At 59.2% G+C, this 18,803-nt stretch carries 15 protein-coding genes and 2 pseudogenes; 12 read left to right on the forward strand and 5 right to left on the reverse strand.

Features of this window, described 5'->3' with window-relative positions; genetic code table 11:
- Positions 1 to 60: 60 nt before the first annotated feature.
- Entirely contained in the window at positions 61 to 1,428 is a 1,368-nt protein-coding gene (locus AB4N91_RS28300; protein ID WP_102594799.1) for a CYTH domain-containing protein, read from the reverse strand.
- A 157-nt stretch (positions 1,429 to 1,585) separates the two neighbouring features.
- On the opposite strand from AB4N91_RS28300, the gene argE reads away from it, so the two are divergent.
- Entirely contained in the window at positions 1,586 to 2,755 is a 1,170-nt protein-coding gene (argE, locus tag AB4N91_RS28305) for an acetylornithine deacetylase (protein WP_010466655.1), read from the forward strand.
- A 233-nt stretch (positions 2,756 to 2,988) separates the two neighbouring features.
- Positions 2,989 to 4,287 (forward strand): amino-acid N-acetyltransferase, encoded by a 1,299-nt coding sequence (argA, locus tag AB4N91_RS28310; protein ID WP_172791895.1) that lies wholly within the window; start codon positions 2,989 to 2,991, stop codon positions 4,285 to 4,287.
- Between the two features lie 152 nt (positions 4,288 to 4,439).
- On the opposite strand, the pseudogene tauA (AB4N91_RS28315) reads toward argA, so the two are convergent.
- Positions 4,440 to 4,575 (reverse strand): annotated as a pseudogene (gene tauA, locus AB4N91_RS28315) (taurine ABC transporter substrate-binding protein); the annotation flags it as partial.
- A 59-nt stretch (positions 4,576 to 4,634) separates the two neighbouring features.
- Positions 4,635 to 4,826: pseudogene (tauA, locus tag AB4N91_RS28320) on the reverse strand (taurine ABC transporter substrate-binding protein); the annotation flags it as partial.
- Between the two features lie 375 nt (positions 4,827 to 5,201).
- On the opposite strand from tauA (AB4N91_RS28320), the gene AB4N91_RS28325 reads away from it, so the two are divergent.
- The 9 genes from AB4N91_RS28325 (at position 5,202) to AB4N91_RS28365 (ending at position 14,245) form a co-directional block, all read left to right on the forward strand.
- Positions 5,202 to 6,530 carry an OprD family porin gene (locus tag AB4N91_RS28325; RefSeq protein ID WP_010466659.1) on the forward strand — a complete coding sequence of 443 codons (1,329 nt, stop codon included), beginning with the start codon at positions 5,202 to 5,204 and terminating at the stop codon, positions 6,528 to 6,530.
- Positions 6,531 to 6,903: 373 nt separating this feature from the next.
- Positions 6,904 to 8,247, forward strand: a complete 1,344-nt coding sequence (locus AB4N91_RS28330) for an OprD family porin (protein WP_010466661.1) — start codon at positions 6,904 to 6,906, stop codon at positions 8,245 to 8,247.
- Between the two features lie 293 nt (positions 8,248 to 8,540).
- Positions 8,541 to 9,179 (forward strand): peroxiredoxin, encoded by a 639-nt coding sequence (locus tag AB4N91_RS28335; protein WP_169857164.1) that lies wholly within the window; start codon positions 8,541 to 8,543, stop codon positions 9,177 to 9,179.
- A 315-nt stretch (positions 9,180 to 9,494) separates the two neighbouring features.
- Positions 9,495 to 10,088, forward strand: a complete 594-nt coding sequence (gene ssuE / locus AB4N91_RS28340) for an NADPH-dependent FMN reductase (protein ID WP_460111963.1) — start codon at positions 9,495 to 9,497, stop codon at positions 10,086 to 10,088.
- Positions 10,089 to 10,189: 101 nt separating this feature from the next.
- Positions 10,190 to 11,155 carry a sulfonate ABC transporter substrate-binding protein gene (locus tag AB4N91_RS28345; RefSeq protein WP_460111964.1) on the forward strand — a complete coding sequence of 322 codons (966 nt, stop codon included), beginning with the start codon at positions 10,190 to 10,192 and terminating at the stop codon, positions 11,153 to 11,155.
- A 25-nt stretch (positions 11,156 to 11,180) separates the two neighbouring features.
- The gene (gene ssuD, locus AB4N91_RS28350; protein ID WP_010466669.1) at positions 11,181 to 12,329 is read left to right on the forward strand and encodes an FMNH2-dependent alkanesulfonate monooxygenase; all 1,149 of its coding nucleotides are present in this window, start codon (positions 11,181 to 11,183) and stop codon (positions 12,327 to 12,329) included.
- 7 nt (positions 12,330 to 12,336) lie between these two features.
- Positions 12,337 to 13,119, forward strand: a complete 783-nt coding sequence (ssuC, locus tag AB4N91_RS28355; protein ID WP_460111965.1) for an aliphatic sulfonate ABC transporter permease SsuC — start codon at positions 12,337 to 12,339, stop codon at positions 13,117 to 13,119.
- On the forward strand, positions 13,116 to 13,922 hold the full coding sequence (ssuB, locus tag AB4N91_RS28360) for an aliphatic sulfonates ABC transporter ATP-binding protein (RefSeq protein WP_077747183.1): 807 nt from the start codon (positions 13,116 to 13,118) through the stop codon (positions 13,920 to 13,922). The genes ssuC and ssuB overlap by 4 nt, the downstream gene beginning before the upstream one ends.
- A gap of 107 nt (positions 13,923 to 14,029) precedes the next feature.
- Positions 14,030 to 14,245 carry a TOBE domain-containing protein gene (locus AB4N91_RS28365; protein WP_003229256.1) on the forward strand — a complete coding sequence of 72 codons (216 nt, stop codon included), beginning with the start codon at positions 14,030 to 14,032 and terminating at the stop codon, positions 14,243 to 14,245.
- A gap of 202 nt (positions 14,246 to 14,447) precedes the next feature.
- Here the strand turns inward: AB4N91_RS28365 and AB4N91_RS28370 are convergent, their stop codons facing one another.
- Both AB4N91_RS28370 and AB4N91_RS28375 read right to left on the reverse strand, forming a co-directional pair.
- Positions 14,448 to 15,086, reverse strand: coding sequence for a TetR/AcrR family transcriptional regulator (locus AB4N91_RS28370; protein ID WP_102594803.1), 639 nt, complete (start codon positions 15,084 to 15,086; stop codon positions 14,448 to 14,450).
- A 263-nt stretch (positions 15,087 to 15,349) separates the two neighbouring features.
- Entirely contained in the window at positions 15,350 to 16,726 is a 1,377-nt protein-coding gene (locus AB4N91_RS28375; RefSeq protein WP_010466681.1) for a glutamine synthetase family protein, read from the reverse strand.
- A gap of 696 nt (positions 16,727 to 17,422) precedes the next feature.
- Between AB4N91_RS28375 and AB4N91_RS28380 the strand changes: the two genes are divergently transcribed.
- A complete protein-coding gene (locus AB4N91_RS28380) occupies positions 17,423 to 18,781 on the forward strand; it encodes a glutamine synthetase family protein (protein ID WP_010466683.1) in 1,359 nt (452 codons plus the stop codon).
- The last annotated feature ends 22 nt before the right edge of the window (positions 18,782 to 18,803 follow it).

Genomic DNA, 18,803 nt, shown 5'->3' on the forward strand with positions numbered 1-18,803 from the left:
GCCGCCGAATTGGGGTCAACGAAAATACTGTAGGAGCGAGGCTTGCCCGCGAAGGCGTCATTACATACGCAGCAGCATTTTCCAGGCACGATTCTGATAAACCGCAATGGCCTGCTGCTTGCGCGCATCCAGCGATTCATCGGTGATCGGCTCGTTCGCCAATTGGGCAAGCTGCTTCAGCTCACCGTACAGGCGGTCCATTTCCGGAATGTCCAGCACGCCACGGGCATGGTGCAGCCAGGCCTGGATGCGCTCGATGCGCGGCAGTTGCTCGGCCAGGTCTTCCGGCTGTTGCTGATAACGCTGCAATTGCAGGGAGGTCGCTTCTTCACCCAGCAAACGTGGCAACCAGCTACCCAATTGCGCAGCACCCTGGCGATTGCCACGGACGTTGCGATCAGCTGCCCAGGTGCGGGCCAGCAACCAACGCGACGTGTTCAGCGAGAACAAGCCCCAGCGCGGGTCTTCCAGTTCTTCGAGGAATTGCTCCGGCGCGGCTTTGCGCACGTCTTCGTCGTCGATACCGGCTTGCACCAGCGGGCGCCAGTCTTCGAGCAAGGCATCCAGAGCAACGCGCAGATCGTGAGTCGACTGACGCGGTGCGGCCTGGCCCAGGCTGCTCAGCAAGGCACGCAATTCGGCCAGGTTCTCGACCCAGTCCTGCAACAAGCGCCAGTGGCCATTGAAGCGATACTGCTCGGCCAGACGCTGGCTGCTGCTCAGCAAATGCCAGCTCAGCGCGGCGAATGCATCGTCCAGCGGCGTTTCAGCGGTGATTTGCGGTGCCGGCAGGCTCAACGAATAGCTGTTGGCGTCGTACAAGCGATAACCGCGCTCGGCCTTGCTGATGTCACACGGCATCAGGGCCAGGGTCGCGGCCAGTTCGGCGGCCAGTTCCAGCAGGGCAGCCGGCTCGCCTTCGCGCAGTTCCAGTTCCAGCTCGCAGATTTCTTCTTTCTGCTTGCCGACCACCACGTGGCCCAGGTCCAGTGCGGCTTCGATGACCACTTTGGTCTTGCCGCGGCCCCAGGCGATTTCGGCGCGTTCGCGAACGAAATCGGTGGTGAAGATCGGTTTCAGGGTTTTCTTGTCCAGTTCGGCAAGCTCTTCGGGCCAGCATTCACCGTCAAGTTTCTTGATGTCGAGCTTGGCTTTGGGCAGGTTCCAGTCGTATTCGTTACGCTCGGACAGACCGGCGACGCTCTGGCCACGAGTCTTGAGGGTCTGAATCACTTCTTCGCCGTCCTTGCGCAGGCGCAGGGCAACCTTGGCGCGGGCCAGGTCGCGCTCAGGCGTGTCGAAGTATTGGTTCATCAACTCACGGCGTTCCCAGCCACTTTTGTTGCGTTTTTTCAGGAGCGGGTGCTCGCGCAGGGCTGCGAGGGTTTCGCGGCTGACGCGGAGTTTGATTTCGGTTTCTTTCTGCATGGCCGGAAAATCCAGGATCGGGAGCGCAGCCGGGGGAAATGTGTGGCTGCCAAGGCCGTGCAGTGTACAGGACTCCTTAGTCCTACGTGCCGCGACGGTTTATTCCTGTCGCCAGATGGTTCTATGATGGTCTTCAATTCGCGAGTTGGAGTCAGCGATGCCTTTGCCGTCCATGAAAGATCAGTTCGCTGCGCTGATTGCTGCGCCGACGGTCAGCTGTACCCAGCCCAGCCTTGATCAATCCAACCGTCCGGTCATCGACTTGCTGGCGACGTGGCTCGGTGACCTTGGTTTCGCCTGCGACATCCAGCAGGTCAGCCCCGGCAAGTTCAACTTGCTGGCCAGTTTCGGCTCCGGCCCCGGTGGCCTGGTGCTGGCCGGGCATAGCGATACGGTGCCGTTCGATGGCGCACTGTGGCAGACCGATCCGCTGAAACTGACCGAAGTCGACGGCCGCTGGGTGGGCCTTGGCAGTTGCGACATGAAAGGCTTTTTTGCCCTGGCCATCGAGGCGGTGATTCCGCTGCTCGATCAGCCTTTCAAGCAACCGCTGCTGATCCTCGCCACGTGCGATGAAGAAAGCTCGATGTCCGGCGCTCGTGCCCTGGCCGAAGCCGGCCGTCCGCTGGGGCGTGCGGCGGTGATTGGCGAGCCGACCGGGCTGAAGCCGATCCGCATGCACAAAGGCATCATGATGGAGCGCATCGACATCCTCGGGCAGAGCGGCCATTCCTCGGACCCGCGCCTGGGACATAGCGCCCTTGAGGCCATGCACGATGCCATCGGCGAGCTGCGTGGCCTGCGCCTGTTGTGGCAGCGTGAATTCCGCAATCCGCAATTCGGCGTGCCGACACCGACCATGAACTTCGGCTGTATCCATGGCGGCGACAATCCCAACCGCATCTGCGGCCAGTGTTCACTGGAATTCGACTTGCGGCCGTTGCCGGGCATGGACCCCAAAGCCCTGCGCGCGGCCATTCTGCAGCGGCTCAACCCGATTGCCGAACGCCATCAGGTGAAGATCAATTACGCGCCGCTGTTCCCCGAAGTGCCGCCGTTCGAGCAGGCCGAGGACGCCGAATTGGTCCGGGTCGCCGAAAAGCTCACCGGCCATCGCGCCGAAGCAGTGGCGTTCGGCACCGAAGCGCCTTATCTTCAGCGTCTTGGCTGCGAAACGCTGGTACTCGGCCCGGGCGATATCGCCTGTGCGCACCAACCGGGTGAATACCTCGAAATGTCACGTTTGCAGCCTACCGTGCATCTATTACGTCAATTGATTGAACATTACTGCCTGACACCGGCCCAAACGCCAATGTCAGGTGGTTGAACCTGTAGGAGCCGGCTTGCTGGCGATGAACGATGACGCGGTTCTCCTGATGAGCCGCGGCGCCTGCATCGCCAGCAAGCCGGCTCCTACAGGTGTAAATTGCCAGTGTCCCAACCCGTATTCATGAGGAGAGCGCGCGTGTCGCCAAGCCTGTTCCGACGATAACCATCAGCCCGCTGTGCGTTTTCAGTTTCGCCCATTTTTTGGCTGCTATTTATTACAGGCCCAGGTTCATGCCCGAATACGTTAATTGGCTTCGTCACGCTTCGCCTTACATCAACGCTCACCGCGATTGCACCTTCGTCGTCATGCTGCCCGGCGACGGCGTTGAGCATCCGAATTTCGGCAACATCGTCCACGACCTGGTGCTGCTGCATAGCCTCGGCGTGCGCCTGGTGCTGGTTCACGGTTCCCGTCCGCAAATCGAAACCCGCCTCGCCGCACGCGGCCTGACCCCGCATTACCACCACGGGATGCGCATCACCGATGCCGCGACCCTGGAGTGTGTGATCGATGCGGTCGGCCAGTTGCGCATCGCCATCGAAGCGCGGCTGTCGATGGACATGGCCTCGTCGCCGATGCAGGGCTCGCGCCTGCGGGTGGCCAGCGGCAACCTGGTGACGGCACGGCCGATCGGCGTGCTGGAAGGCGTCGACTATCACCACACCGGCGAAGTGCGCCGGGTTGACCGCAAGGGCATCAATCGCCTGCTGGACGAGCGCTCCATCGTGCTGCTGTCGCCATTGGGCTACTCGCCGACCGGGGAGATTTTCAACCTCGCCTGCGAAGACGTTGCCACGCGCGCGGCCATCGACCTGGGTGCGGACAAACTGCTGCTGTTTGGTGCTGACCTTGGCTTGATCGATGAAAACGGTCGGCTGGTGCGTGAGCTGCGTCCGCAACAAGTCCCGGCGCATTTGCAGCGTCTGGGCAGCAACTATCAGGCGGAACTGCTGGATGCCGCGGCTGAAGCGTGCCGGGGCGGCGTTGCCCGCAGCCATATCGTCAGCTATGCCGAAAACGGTGCGCTGCTGACCGAGCTGTTCACCCGCGACGGTGGCGGTACGCTAGTGGCCCAGGAGCAATTCGAGATCGTGCGCGAAGCGGCCATCGAAGATGTCGGTGGTTTGCTGGACCTGATCAGCCCGCTGGAAGAGCAAGGGATTCTGGTGCGTCGTTCCCGCGAGGTGCTGGAGCGCGAGATTGAGCAGTTCAGCGTGGTTGAGCGCGAAGGCATGATCATCGCTTGTGCGGCGTTGTATCAGATTGCCGATTCGGACGCTGGCGAGTTGGCGTGTCTGGCGGTCAACCCGGAATACCGCCACGGCGGTCGCGGTGATGAGCTGTTAGAGCGCATTGAAACCCGCGCCCGGGCCCAGGGCTTGAAAACCCTGTTCGTGCTGACGACCCGGACCGCTCACTGGTTCCGCGAACGCGGGTTCGTGCCGAGCAGCGTCGAACGCCTGCCGTCGGCGCGAGCGTCGCTGTACAACTATCAGCGTAATTCGAAGATCTTCGAAAAATCCCTGTAACTGCGGGCTTTTGTGGCGAGGGAGCTTGCTCCCGCCGGAGGCCGAAGGACTCCCAAACCCGGCAACTCGGTCTATCAGACATAACGCGTTTACCGGGTTTGGGGGCGCTCCGCAGCCCAGCGCGAGCAAGCTCCCTCGCCACAGGGTTTGTGTTACTCCTGCACGAACTTCGCGCTGACATACGCCGAATAATCCGGCAGCACCGTCTCGACCCTTCCCTTGCTCCTTCAAGAACTTCGCCGTCTCGCCAATGGCCTTGGCCGTGCCGCCGTCCAGCAGCGCCACGCTTGCAGGCGGCAGCGATTTCCGCCGGTTGCCGTTCACCACTTTGACCTTCGAGGCATCCAGGCCCTGAAACGGCGCCAGTCGATTTTCCACCCATGGTCTTTTCGTAAACACCGTCCGCTTGGGGGGCTTTGCTGGGGTCGATACCGGTTTGATAACCGACCGTGAGGTTCGCCGTTTGAACGCTGAGTGAAAAATAATAGCGATACACAAACTGTAACAATTGGTCTGGATAGTGCGCGTTTGGTCGTCATGGCGTGGCCTTTCGGGAGGCCTTTCGGGAGGGGATTGTTTCCGAATGGCGTCAAAGCTGATCGATCTAAAAAACCGCTAAAAAATACCTTTTAGGAATTAATTTTCGAGCCAGCCGCTCTGGCCCGGGACGAGGAATGGAGCGGAGCTTCATTCCTAAAAGGTATTAAAAAGAACAGACCAATTCTTTTTGGGTTTGTGACGAACGCACGACCCTGCAAGGACCAAAAAAAACGGGGATTAGACCATGGTCGTAGACACACATAGTTACGATTGACTTGTGAGTCACGGTCTGGCGCTAATCGCGCATCTTAGGATCCCGGGCATTCGACTCAGGGCCAGGAATACAAGAATTAGAAACGAGAGGAGCTAAAACAATGAACAAGTCCACCTTGGCCTTGGCCGTGGCCGTAGGGGTTTTGGCGCAGCAGGCAGGCGCCGCGGGTTTTATCGAAGACAGCAAGGCATCCGTCAGTTCCCGCACCATGTATTACAACGCGGACACCCGCGAAGGGACTGCGAACGATCAAAGAGAGACCGCTGAAGGTCTCAAGTTCGATTACCAGTCTGGTTTCACTCAGGGTGTTGTTGGATTCGGTATCGATGCCCAGGCGGTCGTTGGCATTCATTTGGACGGTGGCCGTGGTCACCACCCGGATAACAACTCCTTCTTCCCAAGCGATTCCGACGGTTCGGCGTCGGACCCATGGAGTCGCGCAGCCGCCAACGTCAAGGCGCGTTTCTCGAAGACCGAGGCTCACCTGGGCGGCGCTCTGCAACCGAACATGCCGATTCTGGTCGCGAACGACAGTCGTCTGCTGCCACAGAGCTTTGAAGGTGGCACCATCACCTCGAAGGAAATCGACAACTTCACCTTTAACGTCGGCCAGTTTGAGCACGCAGCGGGTCGCGCTTCGTCGAACACCACCGGCCTGGCCGTGGCAGGCGGTACCGAGGAAAGCAACAAGTTCCGGTATGCCGGTGCGGACTGGAAGGTCACCAAAGACCTCACCCTGCAGTACTACTACGCGAACCTGGAAGACTACTACAAGCAGAACTTCCTCGGTCTGGTGCACGTCTACACGATCGCACCCAACCAGTCGTTCAAGACAGACCTGCGCTATTTCGACAGCAGCTCCGACGGCAAGAACGGCGATGCGGGCTATCGGTTCAATAACAACGGTGGTTTCGCCAAGAACCCGGGCGAGGTCGATAACAAGACCTGGAGCGCCATGTTCACCTACACCCTGGGTGCGAACGCCTTCCTGCTCGGCCATCAGCGTGTCAGCGATGACGGTGGCTTTGTTTACCTGAACCAGGGCAACGTGGTCGACAGCAACGGTCGCAACGAAGGCGCGGGAGGAACGAGCTTCTACCTGTTCACCGACGCCATGGTTAACGGCTTCGTCCGTGCTGGTGAGAACACCACTTTCGGTCAGTACACCTACGACTTCGCTTCTCTGGGTGTTCCTGGCCTGAAAGCCTCGGCCGCCTACCTGCGTGGCGATAACATCAAGGCTACTAACGGCGTGGGTAAAGACCAGACCGAGTGGGAACGCGACCTGCGTGTGGATTACGTGATCCAGACAGGCGCGCTTAAAGGCTTCGGCACGACGTTGCGTCACGGTACCTACCGCGGCGATACCAACATCTCTGCGCAAGACCAGACCCGTCTGATCTTCAACTACACCTACAGCTTCCTGTAACACCCACCAGAAATAGCCTCGCCTCAGGGCGGGGCTTTTTTTCGCGTTTTATTTGATATTCCAAATAGACCTAAAATAGTAATTTATTATTCTTTTTGGATTTTTATCCGGGCGCCTAAAGTGGCAAGCCAAGGAGCCGATACCCTGTGTTCGGCGCGCATAGCTATATTCCGAAATGGCATTAAAAATAATGAAATAAATGTTTTTCGGTTTTACCATGCGCCCCCCAAAAAATCACAGCGGGTAGGCCGCGACCGTAGATGCGCGTTGTCACGATGACATGCGGTCTGGCGCTAACCGCGCTTTTCAGGATCCAGGGCATCCGACCCAGGGCCAGAAGCATAAAAAATTAGAAACGATAGGAGCGAAACAAATGAACAAGTCCACCTTGGCCCTGGCCGTGGCCGTAGGGGTTTTGGCGCAGCAGGCAAGCGCCGCCGGTTTCATCGAAGACAGCAAGGCCACTCTGGGTCTGCGTAACTTCTACATCAACACCGATAACCGTGATGGTTCGGGCGCGAACAAAAACGAAGAGTGGGGCCAAGGCTTCGACCTGCGTTTCATCTCCGGTTACACCCAAGGCACTGTCGGCTTCGGTATCGATGCGATCGGCCTGTTGGGCGTGCGTCTGGATTCGGGCGGTGGTACCAACGGTGCCAGCAATAATTCGTACGGCGGCACAGTATTCCCAAGCGAGTCCAACGGCGAAGCAGTTGATAACTTCTCCAGCCTGGGCCTGACTGCAAAAGCCAAGATCTCCCAGACCGAACTGAAGCTGGGCACGTTGCAGCCAAAGAACCCGGTTATCGTGACCAACGACGGTCGTCTGCTGCCACAAACCTGGCAGGGTGGTCAGATCACTTCCGGCGAGATTAAGGACCTGACGCTGGTTGGCGGTCAGATCGAAGCCGTGAAGGGACGTAACTCCAGCAACAATGAGCAGCTGAGCATCGGCGGCGCCAACGCTCGTACTGCCAGCGGCCGCGACAGCAACAAGTTCATCTATGCCGGTGGTGATTACAAAATCACCAAAGACCTGACTGCCCAGTACTACTACGGCAATCTGGAAGACTTCTACAAGCAGCACTTCCTGGGTCTGGTACACAACTGGGCTATCGGCCCTGGCGTGTTGAAGTCTGACTTGCGCTACTTCAACAGCTCGGATGACGGCGCAAACGGTCACGACCCGCTGTACTACAGCTCCGGCAACTACAGCAGCACCTCCAATGGCAAAGGCAAGGTCGACAACAATCTGTACAGCGGCTTGTTCCTGTACACCGTTGCCGGTCACACCTTCGGTGGTGGCTATCAGGTCAGCAACGGCAGCAGCGACTTCCCTTGGCTGAACCAGGGCGACGGTTCGTCGAACTACACCATCACCGACATGCAAATCCAGAAGTTCGGCCGTGCCGGCGAGCGCACCTGGCAAGCTCGCTACTCGTTTGACTTCGCCAAAGTCGGCGTGCCTGGCTTGACCGCTGGTATGGTTTATCTGCGTGGCGACGATATCGACACCAATCGCACCTCTACTGCTGCAGCCGGTAATAACAGCACCGAGTGGGAACGCGACCTGACTGTCGGTTACGTCGTACCGGAAGGCCCGTTGAAGAACGTTGGCTTGATGTGGAAAAACGCCACCTGGCGCACCAACATCCCGGGCGTTCGCTCCCAGGACGAAAACCGTCTGATCGTCAGCTACTCGATCCCGCTGTTGTAATAGCGCTCGCGTAACCGCTGAAAAAAAAGCCCCGCCCGGCATCTCGCCGGGCGGGGCTTTTGCGTTTTCAAGGCGGGGTCACCCCCGTAATCCCGCCGTGAAAACTCCCTCTTTGCAGCAACTCAAGGCCTTCTCGAACCTTGTCGGCGATGTTCGTCCTGATGTTCCTGGAGGTCCAGTGAATAGATATTTAATATTCATTTATGATCTAAATTCATCGATATTTATTCTTTTTAATTCATAAGGAACACAGGCAAAGTTGAGCCCGACAAGCACTCATCAGGAGCAGCACCATGAGCCTCAGACTGGGCGATATCGCCCCCGACTTCGAACAGGATTCCAGCGCCGGCACCCTCCGTTTCCACGAATGGCTGGGCGATAGCTGGGGCGTGCTGTTTTCCCATCCGGCGGACTTCACGCCGGTGTGCACCACCGAACTGGGCTTCACTGCCAAGCTCAAGGATGAGTTTTCCAATCGCGGCGTCAAAGCCATCGCCCTGTCCGTGGACCCGGTGGACTCGCATCACAAGTGGATCGAGGACATCAATGAAACCCAGAACACACTCGTCAATTTCCCGATCCTGGCCGACGCGGACCGCAAGGTCTCCGACCTCTATGACCTGATCCACCCGAACGCCAATGACACCCTGACCGTGCGCTCGCTATTCGTGATCGACCCGAACAAAAAGATTCGGCTGACCATCACCTACCCGGCGAGTACCGGGCGCAATTTTCACGAGATCCTGCGGGTGATCGACTCGCTGCAACTTACCGACAACTACAAGGTGGCCACCCCGGCCAACTGGCAGGACGGTGATGAAGTGGTGATCGTGCCGTCGCTCAAGGACGAAGACGAAATCAAGAAGCGCTTTCCCAAGGGCTACCGCGCGGTAAAGCCGTACCTGCGTCTGACGCCGCAGCCCAACAGGTAAGCCATCAGCATTTTCGGTGTGGCTGGTATCGCCATCACGAGCAGGTAAAACGCTATCCATTGTGGGAGTGAGCCTGCTCGCGATGACGGAATTGCAGGCACCGCAGAAAGATTGACCATATCCATAAAGCAGGGGATTTCAGGCCGTTTCGACGGCCTTTTTTTCGCCCGCAGGAACTACCTTCTTATATATCCAATGTGCATAACCAAATGAACAAATATGATTTATGGATATAACAATCACCTGTTAAGGTCACCTCCATCACAGCGAGATCGCAAACCGCGAATCGCCAACACCGTGCAAGGAATCATTTGAATGCTGGTCGTCTCACTCGGTGGCAGTCCCAGCCAACGCTCCCGCTCCGGGGTGCTGCTGGAGCGCTCCCAACGCTGGTTGCAGGAGCAGGGTGTGGAAGTGGTGAGTTACCAGGTGCGGGACTTCCCGGCCGAAGAATTGCTTCATGCACGCTTCGACAGCCCGAAGGTGATCGACCTGCTGCAACAGATTGAAAATGCCGATGGCCTGTTGATCGCCACTCCGGTCTACAAGGCGTCGTTCTCCGGCGCACTGAAAACCGTGCTGGATTTGCTGCCCGAGCGCGCGTTGGACCACAAAGTGGTTTTGCCCATGGCGACCGGCGGCAGTATCGCCCACATGCTGGCGGTGGATTACGCGCTCAAGCCGGTGCTGTCGGCGTTGAAAGCCCAGGAAATGCTCCATGGGGTTTTCGCGGTAGACAGCCAGATCGCTTACGGCGAAGGCAGCGCCCAGGCGCAGTTGGCACCAGAGCTGGAACAACGACTGAAGGAATCGCTGGAGCTGTTTTTCAGCGCCATGGCCCGACGGCCCAAGCCGATCGATCCGAAGCTGTTGAATGAACGTTTGTTGAGTGCTCGCTGGAGCATTTAAGTCGGCACTAAAGCCACACCTGAAATTGATGTACTGGCCTTACTCGCCCGCTAACGGGCAAGCAGGTGCAGCCAAAACCCAACTGCAAAAAGGAGAGCGCCATGCGCACTGTCATTTTGCGTCGTGGTCTGGTCGCTCTGTTTGCAGCGGCTGTCACCTTCGGCGCCATTACTCAAGCTCAAGCCGAGACGTTGCGAATCGGTTATCAGAAGTACGGCACCCTGGTGCTGCTCAAAGCCAAAGGCACGTTGGAAAAACGCCTCGCCGCCCAAGGCGTGGACGTGCAATGGACTGAATTCCCCGGCGGCCCGCAATTGCTTGAAGGCCTGAACGTCGGCTCGATCGACTTCGGCGTCGCCGGCGAAACCCCACCAGTCTTTGCTCAAGCCGCCGGCGCCGATCTGCTCTACGTCGCCTACGAACCGCCAGCGCCACACAGCGAAGCGATCCTGGTGCCGAAGGATTCACCGATCAAATCGGTGCAGGACCTCAAGGGCAAGAAAGTCGTCCTGAACAAAGGCTCCAACGTCCACTACTTGCTGGTCCGCGCACTGGAAGACGCCGGCCTCAAATACACCGACATCCAGACCGTATTCCTGCCGCCGGCCGATGCCCGCGCTGCGTTCGAGCGTGGCAGCGTCGATGCGTGGGTGATCTGGGACCCGTACCAGGCTGCCGCCGAACAGCAACTGCAAGCGCGCACCCTGCGCGATGGCCAGGGCATCGTCGACAACCACCAGTTCTATCTGGCGACCAAGCCTTACGCACAGAAAAACCCTGAGGTGATCAAGACCCTCGTGGAAGAAGTGCGCGCCGTCGGCGAGTGGTCCAAGGCCAATCCAGTCGAGGTGACCCAACAGGTTTCGCCACTGCTCGGCTTGCCGGCGGACATCACCCTGACCTCGATGAAACGTCAGGGTTACGGCGCGTTGTTCCTCACGCCTGAAGTGGTCGCCGCCCAACAGAAAATCGCCGACAGCTTCTACCAGCTCAAGCTGATCCCGAAACCGTTGAGCATCAAAGACGTGATCTGGACGCCACCGGCAGCCGTTGCCAAAGCGCAGTAATTCGATTCCCCAAGGAGACCACTCCATGAGCCTCAATATTTTCTGGTTCCTGCCTACCCACGGCGATGGCCATTACCTTGGCACCGCCGAAGGCGCCCGCGCCGTCGACCACGGTTACCTGCAACAAATCGCCCAGGCGGCGGATCGCCTGGGCTTCGGCGGGGTGTTGATTCCCACCGGTCGCTCCTGCGAAGACTCGTGGCTGGTGGCGGCGTCGCTGATTCCAGTGACTCAGCGTTTGAAATTCCTTGTCGCGCTGCGCCCCGGGATCATTTCCCCGACGGTGGCCGCGCGTCAGGCGGCGACCCTGGATCGCCTGTCCGGCGGCCGTGCGTTGTTCAACCTGGTCACCGGCGGTGATCCGGAAGAATTGGCCGGCGACGGTTTGTTCCTGACTCACGAAGAGCGCTATCAAGCCTCGGTGGAATTCACCCGCATCTGGCGTCGCGTACTGGAAGGCGAAACCGTTGATTACGACGGTCAGCACATCAGCGTGAAAGGCGCCAAGTTGCTCTATCCACCGATCCAGCAACCGCGTCCGCCGCTGTACTTCGGCGGTTCGTCGGAAGCGGCGCAAGACCTCGCGGCCGAGCAGGTGGAAATGGTCCTGACCTGGGGCGAGCCACCAGCCGCCGTCGCCGAGAAGATTGAACAAGTGCGAGCCAAAGCCGCGAAGCTGGGTCGCACCGTGCGTTTCGGCATTCGCTTGCACGTGATCGTCCGAGAAACCAATGCCGAAGCCTGGCAAGCGGCGGATCGGCTGATCTCCCATCTCGACGATGAAACCATCGCCCGAGCCCAGGCTTCTCTGGCCCGGTTCGATTCGGTCGGCCAGCAACGCATGGCCGCGCTGCATGGCGGCAGCCGCGACAACCTGGAAGTCAGTCCCAACCTGTGGGCCGGTGTCGGCCTGGTACGTGGCGGTGCCGGTACGGCGTTGGTGGGCGATGGTCCGACTGTGGCTGCCCGCGTGAAGGAATACGCGGACCTGGGCATCGATACCTTCATCTTCTCCGGTTATCCACACCTGGAAGAGTCGTACCGGGTTGCGGAATTGCTGTTCCCGCACCTCGACATCGAACGTCCGGAACTGCCCCAAGGCGCCAATTACGTCAGCCCGTTCGGTGAGATGGTCGCCAACGACATTCTTCCCAAAGCCGCGTCCCAGAGCTGAGGCGCGCATGAACAGACTTATCCACAACCTCGCGCCCTGGGCGTTGCCGGTGTTGCTGCTCGCGGTGTGGCAGTTGTCAGTGTCGGCGGGCTGGTTGTCGACGCGGATTCTGCCGGCGCCGATCGCGGTCATCGAGGCCGGCGTGAGCCTGGTGCGCAGCGGCGAAATCTGGACGCACCTGGCAATCAGCGGCTGGCGTGCTGCGCTGGGCTTCACCATTGGCGGCGGCATCGGCCTGGCCTTGGGTTTCATCACCGGTCTGTCGAAGTGGGGCGAACGCCTGCTCGACAGTTCGGTGCAGATGATCCGCAACGTGCCGCACTTGGCGCTGATTCCCTTGGTGATCCTGTGGTTCGGCATCGACGAGTCGGCGAAGATTTTCCTGGTGGCGTTGGGCACGTTGTTCCCGATTTACCTCAACACCTATCACGGTATCCGCAACGTCGATCCGGCGTTGGTGGAAATGTCGCGCAGTTATGGCTTGTCCGGTTTCAGCCTGTTTCGCCAGGTGATTCTGCCGGGGGCGCTGCCTTCGATTCTGGTGGGTGTGCGCTTCGCGCTGGGCTTCATGTGGTTGACGCTGATCGTCGCGGAAACCATTTCCGCGAGCGCCGGCATTGGCTACCTGGCGATGAATGCCCGGGAGTTTTTGCAGACCGATGTGGTGGTGCTGGCGATTCTTCTGTACGCCGTGCTCGGCAAACTCGCCGACCTCGCGGCCCGCGGGCTTGAGCGCGTGTGGTTGCGCTGGCACCCAGCCTATCAAGTTGTTAAAGGAGGTGCGGCATGACGGCTCAACAACCTCCACGGTTGCAGCGCGGGATCCCGCTGGTGGTGCGTAAGCTGCAAAAAACCTACGGCTCTCGGCAGGTGTTGCGTGAGATTGACCTGCACATTCCAGCGGGTCAGTTCGTTGCCGTGGTGGGTCGTAGCGGTTGCGGCAAAAGTACCTTGCTACGGTTGCTCGCCGGTCTCGACAAACCCACCGGGGGTGAATTGCTCGCCGGCTCCGCGCCGCTGAACGATGCCCGGGAAGACACCCGATTGATGTTCCAGGAAGCGCGTCTGCTGCCGTGGAAAAAGGTCATCGACAACGTCGGCCTCGGGCTCAAGGGCAACTGGCGGCCACAAGCGCTGGAAGCCTTGGAATCGGTCGGCCTGGCGGATCGCGCCAATGAATGGCCCGCCGCATTGTCCGGTGGCCAGAAACAACGGGTGGCCCTGGCCCGCGCGCTGATCCATCAACCGCGCTTGCTGTTGCTCGACGAACCCCTGGGCGCGCTGGACGCCCTGACCCGAATTGAAATGCAGCAGTTGATCGAACGGCTCTGGCAGACGCACGGCTTCACCGTGTTGCTGGTAACCCACGACGTCAGCGAAGCCGTGGCGATTGCCGACCGGGTGATCCTGATCGAAGAGGGCGAAGTCGGCCTCGACCTGCCGGTTGAATTGCCCCGCCCACGCGTGCGCGGCTCCCATCGGCTGGCGGCGCTGGAAACCGAAGTGCTCAATCGCGTGCTGGCGCTGCCCGGCCAACCGCCGGAACCGGAACCTGTTTCACCCTTGCCCACGCAATTGCGCTGGGCGCAATAGACGCAGCGGCGAGTTGCAAGCTTCAAGCTGCAAGAAGAAGCAGGGCGCTTTTACTTGCCACTTGTAGCTTGCCACCTGCAGCTCATTTCGACCTCAGGAGAAATCGTATGACTATCAAAGCCATCAACGTTCGCAACCAGTTCAAAGGCTCGATCAAGGAAATCGTATTGGGCGACGTGCTGTCGGAAATCGACGTACAGACCGCTTCCGGCATCGTCACTTCGGTGATCACCACGCGTTCAGTGAAGGAGCTGGAACTGGTGGTCGGCAGTGAAGTGATCGCGTTTGTGAAATCCACCGAGGTGTCGATCGCCAAGTTGTAAGGGCATGCCGTGCAGACAACCCCGGAGGGTGTGAACCCTTCGGGGTTTTTTATGTGTTTGGATCAGTGAGTTTAGCGGTGCGGCCTTCGCGAGCAGGCTCGCTCCCACAGGGAGTTGTACCGTACACAGACGCTATGCCCGCTGAAGATCCAATGTGGGAGCGAGCCTGCTCGCGAAGAAGCCATCGCAGGCACCGCAGAAATCAGGCGTAAATGGGGCGCTTCGGCAGGTACGGCGGCAGATAAAGCCCCAGGTATGCATCAAACACCCGCATCCCTTCCTCTGCCATGCGCGGCGTGATCTGCCCATGCTGCTGCACTGAACGGGCGTAGACGCGGTCGCCGAGCTCCATCGCCAGGGCAAACACATCGACATCGCTCGGCAATCTAGGCAACTCGAAGTGATGATCGAACAGCTTGTGCATCAGGTCGCCGAGTTCGATGTCGTGCTGACGGTCGGCCTGGGTGACTTCGGTGAGTCCGTGCTGGGCGAGGATCAGTTGCCGGGCGGCAGCGTCTTCGTCGTAGATGTCGAGCATGCGCTGCTCGACGATTCGCGACAGGTCGCGCCAACCGTTGAGGGCTTCGTGGTCGATGGGCGCTTGCAGACAGGCCCGGAACGCGGCGTGGACGTCGGCCGTCAAGGCTTCAAGCAGCGCCGGGACGCTGGCGAAGAAATGGTAGACGGAGGAGGGCGGGATCTCCGCGCGTTCGGCGACGCTGTAGATCGACAGACTGGCCACGCCTTCGGCCGCCAGCAGCGTGCGGGCGGCATCGAGTATCGAATCGATCCGGGCCTGGCTGCGGGCGCGGGGTTTGCGAACGGTGGCGGTGCGCGTCATTGGAGTCCTCCTGCGGGGCAGCGGGCATTGTACGCAGAGCGGGCACATGTTCCATATCCCCTGTGGCGAGGGAGCTTGCTCCCGTTGGAGGCCGAAGGACTCCCTGTAACAGCGATACGGTTCTGTCAGACACACCTCATTGACTGTTTTGGGGCCGCTTCGCAACCCAGCGGGAGCAAGCGCCCTCGCCACAGGTTTGATGTTGGCCATAAAAAAACGCCGCAGGCTTCAATAGCCGGCGGCGTTGTTTTTACGGCAACCGCTTACACGGTATGCAGGTACCAGTTGTACTCAAGGTCGGAGATGGAGTGTTCAAACTCCTCCAGCTCGCTCTCTTTGCACGCGACGAAGATATCGATGTATTTCGGATCGATGTACTTGGCCATGACTTCGCTGTCGTCCAGCTCGCGCAATGCATCGCGCAGGTTGTTCGGCAGGCTTTGCTCGTTCTGCTCGTAGGAGTTGCCTTCCACGGGGGCGCCCGGCTCGATCTTGTTGGTCAGGCCGTGATGCACGCCTGCCAGGACCGAAGCCATCAACAGATACGGGTTGGCGTCGGCACCGGCCACACGGTGTTCGATGCGCACGGCATCGGAGGAACCGGTCGGTACGCGGATCGCCACAGTACGGTTGTCCAGGCCCCAGCACGGCGAGTTCGGCACGTAGAACTGTGCGCCGAAACGACGGTAGGAGTTGACGTTCGGGCAGAGGAAAGCCATCTGCGCCGGTAGGGTCTCGAGCACACCGCCGATCGCGTGACGCAGTGCGGCGTTCTGCTCGGGATCCTCGCTGGCAAAAATATTCTTGCCATCTTTATCAAGAATCGAGATATGGACGTGCAGACCGTTACCCGCCTGGCCTGGATAAGGCTTGGCCATGAAGGTGGTGTCCATCTCATGGTCGTAGGCGATGTTCTTGATCAGACGCTTGAGCAGGACCGCATAGTCGCAGGCCTTGATCGGGTCAGCCACGTGGTGCAGGTTCACTTCGAACTGCGCCGGAGCACTTTCCTTGACGATCGCGTCGGCAGGGATGCCTTGCTCTTTCGCACCTTCCAGAATGTCCTGGAGGCAGTCGACGTATTCGTCGAGGTCGTCGATCAGGTAAACCTGGGTCGAATGCGGGCGTTTGCCGGAAATCGGCGAGCGCGGAGGTTGTGGGCGACCGTTCACGTTCTCCTGGTCGATCAGGTAGAACTCAAGTTCGAAGGCGGCGCAGATGGTCAAACCCATCTCGTCAAACTTGGTAACAACTTGACGCAAGACTTCACGGGGATCCGCGAAGAAAGGTTCACCTTCGAGTTCGTGCATGGTCATTAACAGTTGCGCAGTAGGGCGCTTCTGCCAGGGTTCATTGCACAGGGTGTCGGGGATTGGATAGCAGATTCGGTCAGCATCACCGATGTCCAGGCCCAGGCCGGTGCTTTCCACCGTCGAGCCATTGATATCCAGAGCAAATAGAGAGGCCGGCAGGTTGATGCCTTTCTCGTAAACCTTGTGGAGACTGGTGCGTTCAATGCGCTTGCCGCGCACCACACCATTCATATCCGCAATCAGAAGGTCAACGTACAGAACCTCAGGATGTTCCTTAAGGAACGCGTTCGCTTCGTTAAGCTGAACGGCACGCGGGGGTACCGACATGATGCAACACCTTTGTTGTTAAAAATATCAATCATTGATCTCTTCGGGTTTCAGTCAACCCGAACGGCATGCCGAAGTCAAGCGAGGCCTTTTTTGCCCTAAAAAAGCGCTCGTAGGGCTTTTTTGAGGCAGTTTGGGGCGTTTTTATGCCTTTGAGCGCTTTAGCGCCCGCGAGCTTGAGCGGGCCGTGTTGTATTTTTTACGGGGGTGTTGTGTAAAAAAATGAACAAGGCTAAGCTCGATTCAAACCCATAACAGCAATAATACCGGGGTGCTTCATGTCTCGCCTGCCGTTAATCGGCGTCGCCATCTGCTCAAGGCAGATCGGTCTGTATGCTTATCACATCAGTGGCGATCGTAGCGTCCACGCCAAGGCAAGCGTTGCCCAAGGCGTGCCGTCGACTCTTACTTCCCCGGCGAACCTGCTGGCACCGTCCGATATTCTGGACGGTCTGCACGACATTCTCTTGACTGCCTCTCTATCCAATATAGTTCCGTTTCGTCCTGGCAGCCCGACCAACGCGTCGGCTTCTGCTCATGATTCTGCACGCTCCACTACGCTCTCACTGACCCACGCCATTACCCGTGTGGGTACTTGTGCGCGGCTATTGCAGTGGCAATCTGTATCACGCGACGCCCGTGCGTCAAACAACGCCTGACTTATAAGAGTCAGGAAACTCAGCCTAAGAGGCATTTATGAGTAACAACCTCGACCAGCTCACCGATTGGTTGAAAGACCACAAGATCACAGAAGTCGAATGCATGATCGCCGACTTGACCGGGATCACCCGGGGCAAGATTTCGCCGACCAACAAGTTCATTGCTGAAAAAGGCATGCGCCTGCCCGAGAGCGTTCTGCTGCAGACCGTGACGGGCGACTATGTCGAAGACGACATCTATTACGAACTGCTCGACCCGGCCGACATCGACATGATCTGCCGCCCCGATCAGAACGCGGTGTTCCTGGTGCCTTGGGCCGTCGAGCCCACCGCGCAGGTGATCCATGACACCTATGACAAGCAAGGCAACCCGATTGAGCTGTCGCCTCGCAACGTACTCAAGAAAGTGCTCAAACTCTATTCCGAGAAGGGCTGGCAGCCGATCGTTGCGCCAGAAATGGAGTTTTACCTGACCAAGCGCAGTGACGATCCGGACTACCCGTTGCAACCGCCTATCGGCCGTTCCGGGCGCCCGGAAATCGGTCGTCAGTCGTTCTCCATTGAAGCCGCGAACGAATTCGATCCGCTGTTCGAGGACGTCTACGACTGGTGCGAATTGCAGGAGCTGGACCTCGACACGCTGATCCACGAGGACGGCACGGCGCAGATGGAAATCAATTTCCGTCACGGCGATGCCCTGTCCCTGGCCGACCAGATCCTGGTGTTCAAACGCACCATGCGCGAAGCCGCGCTCAAGCACGACGTGGCGGCCACCTTCATGGCCAAACCCATGACCGGCGAGCCCGGCAGTGCCATGCACTTGCACCAAAGCATCATCGACCTCGAAACCGGCAAGAACGTCTTCTCTAATGAAGACGGGACCATGAGTCAGCTGTTCCTGCACCACATCGGTGGCTTGCAGAAACTGATCCCCGAGCTGTTGCCGCTGTTCGCACCCAACGTCAACTCGTTCCGCCGCTTCCTGCCGGACACCTCGGCACCGGTGAACGTGGAGTGGGGCGAAGAGAACCGCACCGTGGGCCTGCGGGTTCCGGATGCCGGGCCGCAAAACCGTCGGGTGGAAAACCGCCTGCCGGGCGCCGACGCCAACCCGTACCTGGCGATTGCCGCGAGCCTGCTCTGCGGTTACATCGGCATGGTCGAAGGCTTGAACCCGAGTGCGCCGGTGGTGGGTCGTGGCTATGAACGCCGCAACCTGCGCCTGCCACTGACCATCGAAGACGCGCTGGAACGCATGGAAAACAGCGCGACTATCGAGAAATACCTGGGCAAGAAATTCATCACTGGCTACGTCGCGGTCAAGCGGGCCGAGCATGAAAACTTCAAGCGCGTGATCAGCTCATGGGAGCGGGAATTCCTGCTCTTCGCCGTCTGATACGCCGGGCGCCGTCGTTGTC

The sequence above is a fragment of the Pseudomonas sp. H3_D04 genome (assembly GCF_054669175.1).